The organism is Microbulbifer sp. HZ11, from assembly GCF_000708675.1.
In the GTDB taxonomy this organism is placed as follows: domain Bacteria; phylum Pseudomonadota; class Gammaproteobacteria; order Pseudomonadales; family Cellvibrionaceae; genus Microbulbifer.
Map to the genome: position 1 here is coordinate 128,305 of NZ_JELR01000005.1, position 17,814 is coordinate 146,118.

Genomic DNA, 17,814 nt, shown 5'->3' on the forward strand with positions numbered 1-17,814 from the left:
TATGCACATTACCCACGCGAGGACTGTGACCATGAAGTCAATTTATGACCATTCAGCGGCCAAGAAACCCACAAACCTTAGCCTAAACAAAGACTTACTCACTAAGGCTAAACAGCTAAACATTAACCTTTCCGCGACACTTGAGAAGGCATTGGCTGCCGAAGTCAGCAAGCGACAGGCTGAAGAATGGCTAAAAGCCAATCAAAAGGGCCTTGAGGCATGCAATGAGTTCGTGGAAAAGAATGGCCTTTTCTCAGACGCATTTAGGGATTTCTAGTGAGCCAGTTTACCCTCTACGAAAACACGGATAAAACCACCAGAAAGGCCTATCCATATTTTTTGGATGTTCAGACTGACCTCATTTCTGTGTTGAACTCCAGAATCGTGATTCCGGTAATTCCCGCACAGAATCTTGAGCGAGAGGCACCTGAACGTTTATGCCCAATTTTTCAAATTGACAGCAATGAGTACGCGCTACTTACACACCAGCTAACAAGTGCGCCGACGTCAATATTGAAGCGCCCCGTCGAAAACCTAGAAACTTTTCGCGATGAAATTATAAACGCGATAGATTTTTTGATTACTGGCATTTAACGCCTTGCTCAGCGGCGGCTTACTTTATGCAACTTTTGCGCGAAACTGGGAGCGTAGCGACCGCGCAAAAGATGCATAAAGTAAGACGTCAGCTGCAGCAACTTGTTAGGCATTTTTTGACCACCTTGCGTAGATTAGTGAGGAGGCAACCAAAAAAGGAATGCCTACTAATAAAACACTCAGTACTGAGGCAAAGTATTGTGGAAGGTTTACTCCACCCTGAAGTAAATAACATACAAAAAATGCCGTGACTACCATCGGCAGAATGCTAGATAGCAAACCCGAAATCAATACGTTGAGATAGTGATTAAGATGCGAGAAAAACTTTGTGGAAACCTTGAATATCGGAAATCCAATTAAGCAAACCCCAACAGCTGTAGGGAGTGCGAACAGTAGAATGACCATTGCTATAACATGGAAATCCGGCACAAAAATCATACCAATCATGAAAATTACAAACCAAGTTGCCATCGTCCCAACGATTGCAGATGCGATGTATTTAACGACTTGGTGCTCGATCATTCCTGATGCCTAACAGTTTTATTCAAAAGCCCCAGATATAGACATAATGTCTATATCTGGACATATATTGCCATATGTAGCCATTATGCCTATATCTGCCTATTTCGGTATATGTCTATATCTAGGCATATTTGGTTTCTTACTAGGATTTACCGCCTGTCTCGCACGACGGATATGGCGCCAGATGCCATTGGCGGGAGTGGCAAAGCGGCGTCTCATTCCTTGCTTGGGTCTACAGCTGTAAACGCAGATTACTCTCGATTTCCTCGATCAGTGTTGTCGGCACTTCCTGCTCGGTGGCCAGGCGGCGCCAGTGGGAGACCTGCTCGGTTACTTTATCCACAACGCTGTCGATTTTCCGCTTGCTAAACAGTGGGCTGATGCTTTCCAGGCTGTAGATATCTTTTCGGGTAAATCCGTCCCGTTTGCCGTTCAGGCTCATCCAGTGGCTGTTTACCCAGCGGCTGCCCGGTTTGTAGCTGTATGCGAGGTCGTAGGCGGGGGCCAGTTGCCAGGTTTTTCCCTTGAGCTGGAAGGCAAAGTTCTTTGCGTGGTCGTCGTGGTTGCGCGCGACGATATTGAAGACCAGGCGGTGCAGCAGCTGTTCTGCGTCTCTGGCGGTGAGTTTGAGCTGGCGGGCGATGCCGAAGAGTTCGGCGTAGGAGTAGGAGCCCGGTACCTTGTAATCCACATGGGCGATGCCGTTCAGGGTCTGGATATGGATTTTGTCGTTGCCGTGGCGATCAAAGCGCTCCGTTACAAAGTGTCTGCGGTTGCCCTCGTGCAGTAAATGGCAGGGCATCATGTCGATCCCGCAGCGGGTGGCCATCTGGTGATAGACGTATTCCATGGCGCCGAACCCCATGGGGTCACCGAAGGTTTCCTGATTCTTGTTGTGTTCGCTGACGCCATCAAACTTCATCAGATAGTGGGTGAACCCGGCGGGCAGGTCTGTCTGGCCGGAGCGCACTTGGGTGAAGTCCTGGTTGAAGGCGAGTACGGCTTTGGGGCGGGCGCCGCCGGCGCTCATGCCAACGGAGAGCAGGGCGACCATGGCTTCCCGGTTCTCACCGTTCTTCTCCAGTTCAACCTGAAAGCCGGCGCGGCTGTCGAGTACTTCCTGGGCGATGGCGACCAGTTCGTCGATGGCGATATCCTGGGAGGCGTTGAGTTTTTTGATGCGTGTGGCCGGGCTGTATTCCAGGGCGCCCATACCGCGCTTGCCGGTGTATTGCAGCCGCTGCAGTGGGGTAATGTCCTGGGGTTGTTTGCCCTGGGCGGCCATCCAGGCGTTGAGTACGGCATTGCCGAAATCGTCCGGGAGGGAATCGGCTATCAGGCCGGGGAGGCCGCGGAAGGTTTCAAAGCGCAATTCCGGGAAGCGATAGATGCGCCGCGCCAGGGGCATTTTAAGTGGTGAGAGTTCGATACCGGTGTCGATAAACGTGGGGTCGTATTCGAAGGCGCCGAGGCCGCTGTCGGTATCGAAGCTGACGGCGCCGGCGGTCTCGCCCTGATATTCGACGTTGATGACTTCCATTACCATTCCGCTTCCTCCCGGGTGTCTTCTTCACCCCCTTCCTCTTTACCGCGCTGGCCGGACGCCCGTTGGCGCTGTTTGCCCTGGAGCTTGGCGAGCTGGATGGGGGAGGGCGGCTGCGGCGGCAGGAAGTTGTCCAGTTGCTGGGTGAGTTCCAGGGCCTGGAGGATGGCGACCAGAACCTCCAGCTGGGCTTTGCCTTTTTCCGCGTTGAGCACCGCTTTGCGACTGACGCCGGCGCGCTCGCCGACTTCCTGCTGGGTCAGGTCCAGGTTCAGGCGCGCCTGCTTGAGTCGCTGGCCCAGCGCCCCGGCGATGGCGGCGGGCGATCTGCTGGTGTAGTCCATGGGGTAGCCCTCAGGCTCGAAATCGTATCGATTGTGGTTAAGGTGCGCTTTATGGAACCTTAATGGGTTTATTTCACATTATGTGCCTATTTTAGGACTTTGTTAACATATATTTAATGTGCAGAAATGAGGATTTTACCGGAATTTTTAGTGTTAAAGTCCAAAAAATGGATCTTTATGGGCGTTGTGATGAATAAGTTGAGGGTCCGCGGGCCGGTATTCTCCGCCCCCGCCGGGGAGGATGGCCCCAATTGCCCCTGCTGAGACAATCCCCGCATAACCATAAGTCAGTCAGCGGTGATCCCAATGTCTCAAAATCCATCCACGGCGGCGGTTGCCGGCGCCAAGCCTCAGTTGAGCTTCTGGCAGATCTGGAACATGTGTTTCGGGTTTCTCGGTATCCAGTTCGGTTTTGCCCTGCAGAACGCCAATGTCAGCCGAATCTTTCAGACCCTCGGGGCCGAAATCGACGATATCCCGGTGTTATGGGTGGCCGCACCGCTGACCGGTTTGCTGGTACAACCGCTGATCGGCTATTTCAGTGACCGCACCTGGACCGGCTTTGGCCGCCGCCGCCCGTTCCTGCTGGCCGGTGCCATTCTCTCTTCCATCGCCATCCTGTTTATGCCGCATTCGCCCACTTTGTGGATCGCTGCCGGCATGCTGTGGGTGATGGACGCCTCCATCAATGTGTCCATGGAGCCGTTCCGCGCACTGGTGGGCGATATGCTGCCACAGAAGCAGCGCTCCTTTGGTTACGCCTTGCAGAGCTTCTTTATTGGGGTGAGCTCGGTGGTGGCCTCGGCCATGCCGTGGATGCTGGCCAACTGGTTTGATGTCTCCAATACTGCGCCGGAGGGCGTGGTGCCGGATTCCGTGCGGATTTCCTTCTATGTCGGTGGTATCGGTTTCCTGCTGGCGGTGCTGTGGAGCGTATTCCGCACCCGTGAATACAGCCCGGAGCAGCAGGCTGCGTTTGAGGCGGCGGAATCGCCCGAGCTGCAGGAACAGGCTCAGGAAGCCGAGCAGGATCACAGCGCCGGCTACCGCAAAATCGGCGGTGCCATGCTGCTGGTGGGGACCGCCTTTGCTGCATTCGTCTGGCAACAGGGGCTGGACCAGCAGCTGTACATTCTCGCCGGACTGATTGCCGGTCTTGGTGTGATGCAGCTGCTGGCGCTGGTATCGCGCGCCAAATCCGGCGGCGACAAGGGCATGCTGGAAGAGATCGTCTCCAACCTCTACGCCATGCCCGATGCCATGAAACGCCTGGCCTGGGTACAGTTTTTCTCCTGGTTTGCGCTGTTTGCCATGTGGATCTACACCACTGCTGCGGTCACCAGTTTTCACTTCGGCACCAGCGAAGTGACCTCTCAGGCCTACAATGACGGCGCCGACTGGGTGGGTATTCTGTTCGCCACCTATAACGGTTTTGCCGCCCTCGCTGCACTGCTGATTCCGGTGATGGCCCGCAGTCTCGGCATGCGTCTGTCCCACAGCCTGAACCTGGCCTTGGGTGGTCTTGGCCTGCTGTCTTTCCTGTTTATCCGCGACCCGCAGTGGCTGCTGCTGCCAATGCTGGGTGTGGGCTTTGCCTGGGCATCGATCCTGTCACTGCCCTACGCCATGCTCTCCACCCATGTATCCACACGCAAGATGGGCGTGATGATGGGCATCTTCAACGGCTTTATCGTGATTCCACAGCTACTCGCCGCCAGCGTACTGGGCTTTGTACTGCGCACCTTCTTCGACAACGAAGCCATTTACGCGCTGGTTCTGGGCGGTGCCAGCTGGCTGCTGGCGGCGGTGTGTGCTCTGCGGGTCAGCGAGCCGAAAGCGGCCGAAACCGACGGTGACCTGGCCCAGGCCGAAGGCTGAGTAACTGCTGAGTCCTCAACGTCTTCTTTGATGTCGCTGATCGATGTCATCTTCCGTTTGCCCCGCTGGTCGGGGCTTTTTTGTGCCGGTTAGTGGCATGACCGCGCAGCAGAATATTTGCTGGAAATACGGTAGGATTTACAGGCTTTGCTGCGAGAAAAGTGCATTTTTCCGATAATAATTTTAAAAAGGTGAGTCTGGTGATGATTTCCTGGTTGGCGCGATGCCACATTCTCAGGCCTGTGGTGGGCCTGATGCTCTCTCTATTCCTTGTGTCCCCTGGGGTCGCGAAAACGAATGAACTGACCGCCAAAGACTATGGTGCCCTGCCAAAAGTCAGCATGCTGACGGTGTCCCCCAGCGGCGAACGCATTGCCTTCCGCATGACCGGGGAAAACGACTCTGATATCGCCATCGTGATGTCGCTTGCGGACGGCAAGCGATTGAGCGCTTTGAACCTCTCTGAAATAACCCCGGAATCCATCTATTTCGCCAATGAGAACGAGCTCATTCTGGTGGCGTCGAATGTGCGCAAGTTGTGGGGATTTCGCGGCAAGCTGGATTTGAGTACTGCTTACGCTTTTAACGTGGCAGACGGCGAGGTGCGTCAGCTGTTGACCCCGGGAGACGTGATCTATGCGGGGCAGACCGGGCTCGGCAGTATTGTGGGGCTCTCGCCCGATAATAAGTACGCCTATATGCCGGCGTATGTGCCCGACAGCAAGAACGATCAGAGCCCGCGCAAGTCACTGCTACGGGTCGAACTGGATAGCCCGCGCTACCCCCGGGTACATTTCAAGGGGCGCTCGTCCTCCTGGGATTTCTTCGTGGACAACAAGGGCGAGGTGATCGCCCACGAGTTGTTCGATAACAAACGCAACCTGCACCGTATGCTCGCGCGCCACGGTGATGAATGGAAAGAGATTTACCGCAAGGAAACGTCGGTCCCGTCGATCAGTTTTATGGGACTGACTCCGGATCGCGAGTCACTGATCGCCATCGCAAATAATGGTGAAACCAATCGCAACGACTTTTACACCTTGTCACTGATCACCGGCGAATTCGCAAACCTGGGTTTCGGTCGGGAAGATGCGGATGTGGAATACACCTACACCAGTCTGGACCGCCGAGTGTGGGGGGTGCGCTACTCCGGTTTTACCCCGAGTTACCGGTTCTTTGATCCGGCGCTGGATCAGCGGATGCAGGATATTCAGGCACAGTTTGCCGGACACTCGGTGTGGCTGCGTGACTGGAGCGCAGATTGGGAGCATCTGGTGGTGTACGTGGAGGGCTCGCAGGTGGCCGGGGATTACTACCTGTTCCCGAAAGAGGGCAGCCCGGTACTGCTGGCTTCCGCCAGGCCTCAGATCAGCAGTGAGCAGATTCATCCCATCGCGACCATGAATTTCAAAGCCCGCGATGGTTTGGTGATTCCCACATTGCTTACCTTGCCGCGTACCAGGATGGACAACCTGAAAAACCTGCCCGCGGTGATTCTCCCCCACGGCGGTCCCGCGGCCTATGATCGCGTCAGCTTTGACTGGCTGGCCCAGGCGCTGGCCAATCGTGGATATCTGGTTGTACAGCCGCAGTTCCGGGGGTCCACCGGTTTTGGCCTCGACCATCATCTGGCGGGGAGCGGTGAATGGGGTGTGAAAATGCAACATGACGTCACCGACTCGGTGGATACTCTGGTACGTAAGGGCATCATAGATCCGCAGCGGGTGTGTATTGCCGGCATGAGTTACGGCGGATATGCAGCGCTGGCGGGCGGGGCATTTACCCCTGAAAAATACCGCTGTGTGGTCTCCGTCAATGGAGTGAGTGACCTGGAGCAGATGTTGCGGGGAGAAAGGCGCGATCACGGGAAAAATCACTGGGTCGTCAGCTACTGGGAAGAAAGCATGGCCCGCGGTGAAGCGGACAAGGATCGCTTGCGCACGGTGTCCCCGGCGCGATTTGCGGAGAACTTCCAGGCACCGGTGCTGCTGATTCACGGGGAGGACGATGTAACCGTGCCGATACGGCAGTCTGAATACATGCACAAGCAGCTCAAGCGCAAGAAAAAAGCTGTAGAGTTTCTGGAGTTAAAGGACGAGACTCACTACCTCTCCACAGGAACCGCGCGCGTGCAGACGGCAGAGGCCATCGTCGCCTTTATCGATGAGCATCTGCAGCCTTGATTTGGGATTCTGATCAGGTGAGGAGTCGCAGTTTTTGCCACTGTTACTGCTCACCGGATCACTTCCTTTGTCCAAATGTTGGGGGCACGTATTGAATACAGTTTTCGCCTGCCCTTGCGGTACCTAACCGTCTTCCCCCACCCGTACCACCAGCTTGCCAAAGTTCTTACCTTCCAGCATTCCGGCAAAGGCTTCCGGTGCCTGTTCCAGGCCTTCGACAATCTGTTCGCGGTATTTGATTTTGCCCTTGGCGTACCAGTCTGACATCTGCTGGTAAAACTCGTCATAGCGGTGGCCGTAGTCATCAAAGATGATGAAGCCCTGCATTTTCAGGCGCTTGGTCAGAATCATGCCCATCAGCAGTCCGAGGCGGTCGGGCCCCTCGGGCAGATTGGTGGCGTTGTACTGGGATACCAGTCCGCATACCGGTACTCGTGCGCCGGTATTCAGTAGCGGCAACACGCCGTCCAGTACCTTGCCGCCGACGTTTTCGTAGTAGACATCGATCCCATCCGCGCAGGCGGATGCCAGTTGCTGGTCAAAGTCTGACGCGTAGTGATCAATACAGGCATCGAACCCCAGCTCTTCCACTGCGAAGCGACACTTCTCCGGGCCGCCGGCCACACCGACAGCCCGGCAGCCTTTCAGTTTGGCGATCTGACCGACGGTGGCGCCCACTGGCCCGGTGGCGGCAGCGACGGCGACGGTCTCGTTTTCTTTGGGTGCGCCGATGTCCAGCAGGCCCATATAGGCGGTGAACCCGGGCATGCCGAGTAGGCCGAGAGCGAGTGAGGGCTGCTTGGGGTTTTTGCCCAGGTTGATCAGCATGGTGCCGTCCGACAGGGCGTAATCCTGCCAGCCGCAGGTGTAGGAAAGCACCCAGTCGCCTTCGGCAAAACCGTCCAGGCGGGACTCCATCACGCGGTTGACGGTGCCGCCCACCATCACATCATCAATAGCCACTGGCTCCGCGTAAGACGGTGCGTCGCTCATGCGGCCGCGCATATACGGGTCCAGCGACAGGAAAACGGTGCGCAGCAACACCTGGCCCTCGCCGGGCTGCGGGATCTCGCTCTGCTCCAGGCGGAAGTTGTCGCTACCGGGGGCACCCTCGGGGCGGGAAGCGAGAACGAGGCGGCGGTTGTGCTCGCTGGATTGGTTGAGGTCCATAGGGCGTTCTCCAATATGGTTGAGATAGGGATTACGGGTTGATGATTGGGGGTTGATGTTTGGAGGCCTTTTCCGGAAATTAATTCCATCGAGGCGCTGCAGGGAGCAATAATCGGCTAGGCCGCGGGTGTCCGCCCCAGGTCGCTCCGGTAAGCGCTATCCGGGCTCTTAGGTAAGGTAGTGCCTTCGTCTGAGGCGCGGTAATTTTCTGGGGTTGGGGGCGGCAATATTTGAGATCCGGCCCGTAGTGCGCGAGCATTGCGTACTTTTGGCTGACTCTCTTTCCCATGAATTTTCTCGAATCCCTAGAATCTGCCCTCAATACCTTCGTCGCCTACGCTTGGGGGACTCCGTTACTGGTACTGCTGGTGGGCGGAGGCCTGTTCCTGCTGGTCAGCTCTCGTGCGCGCCCCTATCGCCACCTAGGACACAGTATCGATCTGCTGCGGGGTAAGTACGACAACCCCGATGATCCCGGCCAGGTTCCTCATCGCCAGGCGCTGTCTACGGCGCTGTCTGGCACCCTCGGGCTCGGCAATATTGCCGGCGTTGCCATCGCCATCAGCACTGGTGGTCCCGGCGCCATCTTCTGGATGTGGATAACCGCGCTGGTGGGCGTGGCCACCAAGTTCTACACCGCTACCCTGTCGGTGATGTACCGCGGCCGTGACAGCAATGGGGAAATTCAGGGCGGCCCCATGTATGTGATCCGCGAAGGGCTGGGGAAGCGTTGGCAACCGCTGGCCTACCTGTTTGCCATTGCCGGCCTCGGTGGCCTGCTGCCTTCCTTTCAGTCTAATCAGACAGTGCAGTTGCTGCGGGTCTCATTCGCCGAACCCCTGGGCTGGGTAAGTGCGGACAATGCATTTCTGTTTGATCTGGGGCTCGGTGTGCTGCTCGCCGTCGCGGCGCTGGTGGTGATTGTGGGGCGTATCCAGCGTATTGGCCGCTTTGCGGTGCGTATCGTGCCGGCGATGGTGATTTTCTATCTGTTGCTGACCCTCGGAGTCATTGGATATTTCTGGCAGGAAGTTCCCGCCGCATTCGCGCTGATTTTAACCGACGCTTTTTCCGGTGAAGCTGTGGCCGGTGGGGTACTGGGCACGGTGATAGCCACGGGCATCAGCCGCGGGGCATTCTCCAATGAAGCGGGCATCGGCACCGAGTCTCTCGCACACGGCGCTGCGAAAACCACCGAGCCGGTGCGCGAGGGCGTGGTGGCCATGGTTGGGCCGATCGTGGACACCCTGATTATCTGCACCTGTACCGCGCTGGTGATTATGCTCACCGGAGTGTGGCAGCAGGGCGAGGGCATCGAGGGGGTATCACTGACGGCAAATGCGTTCAGCAGTGTGTTTGGCGGCTGGGGCCCGCTATTGCTGTTGATCATGGTGGTGCCGCTGGCCTTCAGCACCATCGTTACCTTCTGGTATTACGGCATGAAATGTTTTGTGTTTCTGTTTGGCGCCCGCTTCCAGGTCCTGTACACGGCTCTTTATCTGCTGCTGATTGTGTTGGGTGCGGTGCTGTCGTTGAATATCGTCAACAGTCTGATTATCGGTATGTACGCGGTGATGGCGATACCCACTATGGTCTCCACGCTGCTGTTGTCCGGTCGGGTGAACCGGGCGGCGCACGATTATTTTGTGAAGACTCCAGGCGTCTGATTGCCCGGGTGCACGGGCACCCCTGTGCCATACTTTTTAAGGAACCTCTGGCAACCTTTGGTAAAACGGGCCTGCTCAGTGGTTCCCTCGGCTCGCGAGTGTGGGCGCAGGTATCCAGGAAGGATACATCCGGGAAGTAGAGGTGCCATTGCACCGGGTAGTAGGGATGCTCGACCATGGAAGTACGCAGTTTTCGCGGGCGTCACGCCTGCCTCTTTGTTGCAGTAATTGGGCTGTTTTTTTCGTTCGCATCCTTTGGGGCACAGCCTGACAGGAGCTGGGACAGCTTTCGACATGGCTGGCTCCCCGCGCCCCCCGCTGCTGAAATTATTGAGGGCTCGGTCAAGAGCCAGCATTTCCCTCTTGCGGGCTACCGCATATCGCTCTACGCCAATTTCACTATTTCCGGTGGCTTCCAGCGCAAACTGGCGACGGCAGTGAGCAAGCCCGATGGCAGCTTCCGCCTGCACTACCGGCTGCCTCCGGGGCTTATCGCGACAATGCCGCCGGTACTGTTACTGGTTGCGGAAAAAGGTCTGGTGACCCTCGCCACGGTCGTATCCGGTAGTGAGGTGCCGCTACAGCTGGTGATCAATGAGCGCACTACCGTTGCTACTGCGGTTTCCTTCGCGCAGTTTATTCACGGCCGAAATTTGCGCGGCAATCATGTGGGTATGCAGAACGCCGTGAAAATGGTGACGAATATGGCGGACCCAGCCTCCGGACGGACATCCGATGTCTTGCGAGAGACGCCCAATGGCAGCGAGACCAGTACCTTTGCCACCTTTAACGCACTGAGTAATGTGGTGGCCGCCTGCGTGGCCGCCAGTGAGCACTGTGAACAATTGTTTGCGGCCACTTCGGTGGCGGGCGCGCCTCCCGCCGATAATATTCTGCAGGCGCTGGCCAACCTGACCCGGCACCCGTCTTACCCGTTATACCCTCAGGACAGTGCGGACCCGATTTTTCTGCTGTCTCTGGCGGCGCCTTTATACCAGCCGGCGCTGGAGCAGCGTCCCACAAACTGGCTGCTGTTTATCAAATTTACCGGTGGCAAGTACTCCGCGCAGGATCGTTTCAACCTGATGAACGGGCCGGGAAATATCGCCTTTGATGCAGAAGGCAGTGCCTGGATTCTGAATAACTACATTCCCAAAGCCACCAATCAAAATGCCTGCGCAAGCCAGCGTCTACTGCGTTTTTACCCCTGGGGCGAAACTTACGAGGGGTCTCCCTATTACGGCGGTGGCCTGAGCGGTGCCGGGTTTGGCATAACCCTGGATCCGCGCGGCAATATTTGGGTGGGGAATTTTGGTTTTGAATCCCCGGCCTGTGCCGACGGTACGGTACCACCGGACCCGGCAAATAAAATTCCGGCCACCCACAACAGTGTCTCGCTGTTTCATAAGAGCGGTCGGCCTATTTCCCGCAGCAATGGCTTTACCCGGGGCAATATCTGGTGGCCGCAGGCTACGGTTTCGGACCGCGAGGGGAATATCTGGGTGGCCAATTGCGGCAATGACACGGTGACCATGATTCGCAGTGGTAACCCGCTACTGGCAAAAAACTTTCTGTTGCCCGGCGCCAATCCCAATCTGCAACCCACGGAATCTCCTTCCCTCAAGCCCTTCGCGATTGCCATCGACACGCGAGGACGGGCCTGGATCACCGGCAATAAATCCGAGCGTCTGTACCGTATCGATCAGCGCGGCAATGTGGAAGAGGTGAGTACCGGTGGTGCCGAGCTGTCCTGGCCCATGGGCATTTCCAGTGACAGCAAGGGGAATATGTGGATATCCAATTCCGATGCGGTGAATGTGCCCTGTGTTGATCCGCTCGATCCCCAGGGGGGTGGTAACCCATCCATTGTATTTATGCCCGCGGATGGTGGGGCACCGGTACAGGTGTTTGGCAAGGGGGGGCTGAGTATTCCCTGGGGTAACGCGGTGGATGGCAGTGATAGCCTGTGGGTATTCAATTTTGGTCACACCCCATTTGAGGATGTACAGGCGGACACTGTCTGGCCGGATACCGGTGTGTCGCGATTTTGCGGAAGTGGCGACTGCCCACCCGGAATGGCCGTAGGGGATCCGATCTCCCCGGATACCGGCTACACCAGTGATGCCCTTGAGCGCATTACCGGGGGCGGTATCGACCCATCCGGTAACCTCTGGCTGCTAAACAACTGGAAAAAAATCGGCCCTTTCGTCTATGACACCAACCCGGGTAGTAATAGTTTCGTCATTGTTCCCGGTGCAGCGACGCCGGTAAAAACGCCCCTTATTGGTGTGCCGCGCCATTTTCCTTAGCCGTAGCCGGGAATAATTTGTATTCAGCGCAAAGGCTGCCCTGCACAAAGCTGTGCGATTTTTCGCTGAATTAACCGCTATTTAAACAGTTCGGCAATTTGCCGGTTGTGCTCTTTTTGGCCAGCGGCGAGTGCTTTTTATACGCTGGTCGGAAATGGTTCCGCTGGTGTCTGCATTTGGCGCCTAATTTTGTGTGAGGGCCTTCACAAACTTGGAGCGTGGTTTGATTTTTGTCTCAACGGCTATGGGAACCAGTGGAAAAAAACGCTACAAACGTGGCTTACCTAAAAACATAAACACTTCTCTACGGTTACAACTTAGGTGGCAATATGGCGAATCCGCTCGATCCAAAGCCAGATGCGAATCTGGACTCCAACTCTTTTCTTTCCGGTATGAACGAAAATGGTGCGAGCGAACGCCCGTTCGCGGATAAGCTCGAATCCACGATGGCGAAGGATCGCTCGGTAATCGGTAAAAACATCAAGTTCCGCGGTGAACTGATCGGCACCGAAGATCTGCATATTGAAGGCACCATCGAAGGCACCGTGATTATGGAAGGTCACGACCTTTCCATCGGTCGTGAAGGTGAAATCAACGCGAATATTCACGCGCAGAACATTGTGATCAATGGAACCCTGACCGGAGACGCTCTGGCGGACGAGCTGATCGAGATCCGTAATACCGCGGTAGTAAAAGGCAATCTGATCGCGCCGCGCATCCAGCTGGACGACGGCGGTAAGTTCCGCGGTTCCATGGATATGGTCGACACCGATGACGAGATGAAAGCCCGTCATTCCGAGTTCAAAGACAAACTGGTTCACCCGAATCTGCCGCCGAAAGACGAAGCGCCGAGCAAGCCCGTCGCGAAAAAGCCTTTCGCACCGGCTAAAGACGCTGCCAAGGATTCGGCCAAGGATGCGGAGCTGGCTGACAGCTGATCCTCCGCTGCAACGCCGCATCCCCCCGTGCGGCGTTGCCTTCTTTCTCCAGGCTCACGCCCCGAATTCTTGCGATAGACAATGCAACACCGCTCTTTTGGCCTCGCTGCGTTAACGACCGAGATGGTCAAAAGCGGGGACCGAATACTCGATCTCGGGCCTCTCTCGTCCGGCACCACTCAGGCCTTTCTCGGCCTCAACTGCCAGTGTCATATCGAAGACCTGGTGGAGTACCTCGCCGATAATCAACACGCTGAGGATCCTCTGCAGGCGCTGGAGGACCATCTGATCCCCAAGCCGGAAAAGCTCAAGTTTGACGTGATCCTGTGCTGGGATTTGCTGAATTTTCTTGAGCTGGATGTAATCCGCCACCTGATTCACCTGCTGGAGCCGCACCTGAAACCGGGGACGATCCTGCATACCATGCGCTATACCGGGCGCAACCAGCCACATAAACCTCGGCGCTTCCGCCTGCTGGAAAATTTCTGCTTCGAGTATGTGGACGACCCCAGTTACCCGGAGGTCCCCTCCAAGGGGCACTCTACCGTGACCCTACTGAAGTGCATGGATCGTTTCAGTCTGTTCAACTCCCTGATGAAACGGGAGGGCATGGACCAGAATGTTACCGAGCATTTTCTCGAATACGACAGTACCACCTCGCGCAACCAGGTTCGCAGCGGTGGCGCTTCCGATGTGAGCGCCTATTTCCGCCAGGTGCGCGACGACGAGCGACTGGAGTTTGCCGGTGTGCGTAAGGCTTTAAGCGCCTTGCCAAACGCGGCCACGGTGCTGGACTGTGGACGCAAAAATGGCCGCAATATTGATGCACTGAAAAAGAAAGTGGGCGCGCTGTACGTGGAAGACCTGCACGCTTCCCTGGCCTGGCGCAAGAAAATGCACGGTGAAACCAGCGGTTTCAGTGAATCCATGTTCAGTTTTGACCCGGGCACCCGTCTGGATGGGGTATTCCTGTGGGATCTGCTGAATTTTTGCAGCGCAGATCAGATTGCGGCGCTGGGTGAATTACTGGCGGGGCGCATGACTCCTGGTGGCCAGTTGCACTTTCTGGTGTACAAGTCCAGCCAGCAGCCGCAGCGGCCGGCGATGTACGAGGTGCTCGAGGATGAAAAGGTTGCGGTTACCGGAATTTCCGAAAGTCGCAGCGAGCGCAGCCTCGGCAGCACCGCGGATCTGATGCGCTTATTACCCGGCTATCGCCTGTTCAGCCATCATCTGGGGCGGTTGCCATCGGGGGACTCGGTGCAGGAGTTTGTGTTACAGCTTAAAGCCTAGCGGCCGCAGCCCCCGTCAAGAAAAGAAAGAAAATCAAAAAATTAAACCGAGAAGATTCCACACGAGATTGCTTCCATGTCTGAATTTTTGCGCTCTGTCTTTGTTGCCCTGAGCCCGGATGCGGTTACCGAAGGCTTCCTTTCCCTGATGCTGGTGCTGTTTGCGCTGGCGCTGGTGTTCCGGTTTACGCGCCGCGCCGGTGAGTTTGTCGAGCAGGCACCGGGCCTGCTTACCTCTCTCGGTATCCTTGGTACCTTTACCGGCGTCATCATCGGCCTGTTTGAATTCAGCCTGGCGGATATTGACCAGAGTATCGCCAATCTGCTGGATGGTCTGAAAACCGCCTTTATCACCAGTGTGTGCGGTATTGGCCTGTCCATCGTGCTGCGCGCGCTGACCCGTTTTATTCCCATGCCCGGCGACAATGCGCCGGAAACTGAACTGTCGGATATTCACCAGGCTTTGCAACAGCTGCAGGGCGCCCTGGTGGAAGGGCAGGAGCGTCAGCTCAAGCAGAGCGAAACCCAGCTGGCGAATTTTTCCGAGCAGATGTCCAGTGCGCTGGTCGCGCAAATGGAGCAGGTGGTGACCCGTTTCAACGAGCGCGTGGAAAGTCAGTTTGGTGAGAACATGACCCGCTTTGGGGAAAACTTTGCCCAGTTTGACGGCATGGTGGAAACCCTCACCCGCGAGTACAAAGCCCACGAGGAGCGGGTGGAATACTGGTCCGAGCATTGCGATACCGCGGTGATGGGGCTGGTGCAGGTGGCGCGGGATCTACAGCAGATCCATCAGCAACTGGCGGAAGTGCCGCAATTCTTTGAAGGTATGCAGGGGGTCAACGATCAGGCCCGCACGCAGATGCAGGCACTGAACGAACAGCTGGAGCGCTACCGCGGTGTGAGTGTACAAATGCAGGAAGTGCTGCCGCACCTGGGTGAGCGCATCGATCAGTTTGTGCAGGGTATCGATGTGGTGCAGCAGGTGATGACCAGCGACATGAAGCAATCACTGGTAAGTATTGCCAAGCAGAGCGAGCTGCTGGGTGCGCAGATCGAGTCGGTATCCGGTGCCTTCGAAAAAATGTCCAGCCTGGATGCGGATTTCATCCAGGGACTGGTACAGGAAACTGTCACAACCCACCGCAATGGTATGCAGGAGCTGGCGCTACAGCAGGCGCGCACCCACAAGGAAATGGTGGATGCCCTCAGCCACGTGATCCGCAAGAGTATGGGCGATGCGGAAAACTCCATCGGCAAGCAGTACCAGCTGGTGGAGCGGAAAATGGAAGAGGAAGTGGAAGGGGTTATCGCAGCCATGGGCCAGGCGCTGGCGACTATCAGCGGCCAGTTCACCCGGGATTATCGCCAACTGGTTGCGCAGATGCAGCGTCTCACCACTGCCGCCCAATCTTCTGAGCGCGCCCGTGAGGAAATCGCCTGATGAACTCGAGGTCCGGGTTTTCCCGTTCCGGCAGATTGGGTGTGGGCAGGTCTGGCTCCGCGCGCACCGACAGCGACGCTTCCTGGATCAGTGTCTCTGACCTGATGGCGGGCCTGATGATGGTATTCCTGTGTATTGCCGTGGCAATGATGCGCTCGGTGATGATCGAGCGGGAAAAGATCCGCACCATCGCCATGTCTTACAAAGAAAACCAGCTGGCCATCTATGAGTCTCTGCAGAGCGAATTCGCCCCGGATCTGGCGCGCTGGGGGGCCACCATTGACCGCGATACCCTCACGGTCGCGTTCAACAACTCCGATGCCATGTTCGATACCGGAGAGGCTGCGCTCAGCGACAGCTATCAGGTGGTATTCGAGGAGTTCTTTCCCCGCTATATGAATGTGCTGGCTCCATACAAGGCTTCGGTGGAGGCGGTACGTATCGAGGGTCACACCAGTACCGGCTGGGGCCAGACCAGCGACCGCAACGCCAGCTACTTCAACAACCTGCGCCTGTCCCAGGATCGCGCACGTTCGGTACTGCGCTATGTATATACCCTGGACGAAGTAACCACTCACCACGCCTGGATGATGCAGAATGTGGCGGCGGTCGGATATTCTTCCTCGCGACCGATTTACAATGCCGACGGCAGTGAGAATATCGAACAATCCAAGCGAGTGGCCTTCCGCGTGATCACCAATTCCGAAACCAAGATCCACAGCATCCTCGAGGAGTCTTTCTGATGGGCCGCTGGAGCCGCCATCTGGAAGCGCTTACCCAGGCGATCTCCGGCATGGGGGCGCCCCCCCGTTCCGAGGACGCCACCGCCCTGCAGGAATTGCCCGAGGTGGAAGATGCAAGCGGGGTCGCTGCGTTGCCATCGACAGGCCAGGGGGATGCGGAAACTGCATTGGCCGACGCATCGGGTGCGGTGCAGAACAGTTCCATCGAACAGGCCCTGATCCAGGGTATGGAAGTGACCCTGGGGGATCTCGATCAGACTGCCCACGGCTGGATGTATCGCGGCCAGCCGGTAATGGTATTTGCGGTAGACGTGGCAGCGGTGGAAGACCAGCAGGTGCGTCGGGAGTTTTTCCATCGGGTACACCTGGCGAGTTGCTGTGGCGCGCTGGAAGATCCGGCCCAGGTGGTGTGGATCGGTACCGCGCGGGAAGCGCTGGCAGCGCCGGGCCTGGAGGGCGCCCCTCATGCCTGCGAATACTGTCTTGCCAAGGTCAATCACCGCGGCTATCGCAGCCTCGGGCCGAGGGATCGCAATCGGGTCGCCGCCGGCTTCAGTTTCCACTGGCATGTCAGCCAGTATGCGCAGGAATTTTTTCCCGGCGAGACGGCGCACTTCTGGGCGCCGGGAAAATTGCCACAGCCGCTACTGACCACTGACTCGGACGAGCCGCAGCAGGGCACCTGCGGTGTGTGTGAATGGCAGGTGCCGGTGGGCGAAGAGTGGTTTATTCCCGTCGAGCGTGGCGAAGCGCTGGGTCTTGCTATCGATACCTGTATTCTCTGTGCACAGCAGCAAGCCATGGGGGTGTTGACCCTACCGGATGAGCGAGCACTGGAGGCGAGCCACGCCCGCTACCAGGCGCAGGTCGCTGGGGAGCCTGTGGTTGACTCGGGAGATAATGAAGAAAGTGCGCGCGACTGGACACGGGTACGCCGCCTGCTGCCCCTGTCGTGGCACCCGCTGTGCGAGCAGTTGGAGCGAAAACTCTCGGCACCGGTGTTGTTTCACGGGTTTACCGGCTACGAAGGTGTCGCGGTGCTGGCGTGGCCGGAGCATCGCCGGGGTATCGTTGCCAGCGAGGAAGACCGCAATCTGTTGCCGGAGGGGTGGGATTTCTGGACCATGCGCAGTGTACTCGGCAGCCTGGGTTGATCCGTTTGATTGATCGGCAGAAGTTTCCGCTAG

General features: G+C 57.0%; 15 protein-coding genes. 11 read left to right on the top strand and 4 right to left on the bottom strand.

What is annotated here, in order from left to right; genetic code table 11:
* The first annotated feature begins 31 nt into the window (after positions 1-31).
* Positions 32-277 carry a type II toxin-antitoxin system CcdA family antitoxin gene (locus tag AU11_RS16315; RefSeq protein ID WP_043320922.1) on the top strand — a complete coding sequence of 82 codons (246 nt, stop codon included), beginning with the start codon at positions 32-34 and terminating at the stop codon, positions 275-277.
* Entirely contained in the window at positions 277-594 is a 318-nt protein-coding gene (locus AU11_RS16320) for a CcdB family protein (RefSeq protein ID WP_043320702.1), read from the top strand. The genes AU11_RS16315 and AU11_RS16320 overlap by 1 nt, the downstream gene beginning before the upstream one ends.
* A gap of 105 nt (positions 595-699) precedes the next feature.
* On the opposite strand, the gene AU11_RS16325 is transcribed toward AU11_RS16320, so the two are convergent.
* The 3 genes from AU11_RS16325 to AU11_RS16335 form a co-directional block, all read right to left on the bottom strand.
* Positions 700-1,116 (bottom strand): hypothetical protein, encoded by a 417-nt coding sequence (locus AU11_RS16325; RefSeq protein WP_043320698.1) that lies wholly within the window; start codon positions 1,114-1,116, stop codon positions 700-702.
* Positions 1,117-1,348: 232 nt separating this feature from the next.
* Positions 1,349-2,662, bottom strand: coding sequence for a type II toxin-antitoxin system HipA family toxin (locus AU11_RS16330; RefSeq protein WP_043320703.1), 1,314 nt, complete (start codon positions 2,660-2,662; stop codon positions 1,349-1,351).
* Positions 2,656-3,003, bottom strand: a complete 348-nt coding sequence (locus AU11_RS16335; protein WP_043320704.1) for a helix-turn-helix transcriptional regulator — start codon at positions 3,001-3,003, stop codon at positions 2,656-2,658. The genes AU11_RS16330 and AU11_RS16335 overlap by 7 nt, the downstream gene beginning before the upstream one ends.
* A 306-nt stretch (positions 3,004-3,309) precedes the next feature.
* Here AU11_RS16335 and AU11_RS16340 point away from each other — a divergent pair, with 306 nt between their 5' ends.
* Both AU11_RS16340 and AU11_RS16345 read left to right on the top strand, forming a co-directional pair.
* Complete coding sequence (locus tag AU11_RS16340; RefSeq protein ID WP_051687387.1) at positions 3,310-4,881, top strand: MFS transporter; 1,572 nt, start codon at positions 3,310-3,312, stop codon at positions 4,879-4,881.
* A 254-nt stretch (positions 4,882-5,135) separates the two neighbouring features.
* On the top strand, positions 5,136-7,064 hold the full coding sequence (locus tag AU11_RS16345; RefSeq protein WP_043320926.1) for a S9 family peptidase: 1,929 nt from the start codon (positions 5,136-5,138) through the stop codon (positions 7,062-7,064).
* 123 nt (positions 7,065-7,187) lie between these two features.
* On the opposite strand, the gene AU11_RS16350 is transcribed toward AU11_RS16345, so the two are convergent.
* Positions 7,188-8,234 (bottom strand): NADP-dependent oxidoreductase, encoded by a 1,047-nt coding sequence (locus tag AU11_RS16350; protein ID WP_043320705.1) that lies wholly within the window; start codon positions 8,232-8,234, stop codon positions 7,188-7,190.
* A 287-nt stretch (positions 8,235-8,521) separates the two neighbouring features.
* Between AU11_RS16350 and AU11_RS16355 the strand changes: the two genes are divergently transcribed.
* The 7 genes from AU11_RS16355 to AU11_RS16385 all read left to right on the top strand — a co-directional run bounded on the left by AU11_RS16355 (position 8,522) and on the right by AU11_RS16385 (position 17,781).
* The gene (locus AU11_RS16355) at positions 8,522-9,901 is read left to right on the top strand and encodes a sodium:alanine symporter family protein (protein ID WP_043320706.1); all 1,380 of its coding nucleotides are present in this window, start codon (positions 8,522-8,524) and stop codon (positions 9,899-9,901) included.
* A 176-nt stretch (positions 9,902-10,077) separates the two neighbouring features.
* A complete protein-coding gene (locus AU11_RS16360; protein ID WP_051687389.1) occupies positions 10,078-12,210 on the top strand; it encodes a hypothetical protein in 2,133 nt (710 codons plus the stop codon).
* A 329-nt stretch (positions 12,211-12,539) separates the two neighbouring features.
* Positions 12,540-13,148: a polymer-forming cytoskeletal protein gene (locus AU11_RS16365; RefSeq protein WP_043320707.1), complete on the top strand. Its 609-nt coding sequence runs from the start codon at positions 12,540-12,542 to the stop codon at positions 13,146-13,148.
* Positions 13,149-13,229: 81 nt separating this feature from the next.
* Positions 13,230-14,441, top strand: a complete 1,212-nt coding sequence (locus AU11_RS16370; RefSeq protein WP_043320708.1) for a class I SAM-dependent methyltransferase — start codon at positions 13,230-13,232, stop codon at positions 14,439-14,441.
* Between the two features lie 75 nt (positions 14,442-14,516).
* Positions 14,517-15,884 (top strand): hypothetical protein, encoded by a 1,368-nt coding sequence (locus AU11_RS17900; protein WP_051687390.1) that lies wholly within the window; start codon positions 14,517-14,519, stop codon positions 15,882-15,884.
* Entirely contained in the window at positions 15,884-16,627 is a 744-nt protein-coding gene (locus tag AU11_RS16380) for an OmpA family protein (RefSeq protein WP_081848207.1), read from the top strand. The genes AU11_RS17900 and AU11_RS16380 overlap by 1 nt, the downstream gene beginning before the upstream one ends.
* Positions 16,627-17,781: a hypothetical protein gene (locus tag AU11_RS16385; RefSeq protein WP_043320709.1), complete on the top strand. Its 1,155-nt coding sequence runs from the start codon at positions 16,627-16,629 to the stop codon at positions 17,779-17,781. Before AU11_RS16380 ends, AU11_RS16385 begins: the two co-directional genes overlap by 1 nt.
* The last annotated feature ends 33 nt before the right edge of the window (positions 17,782-17,814 follow it).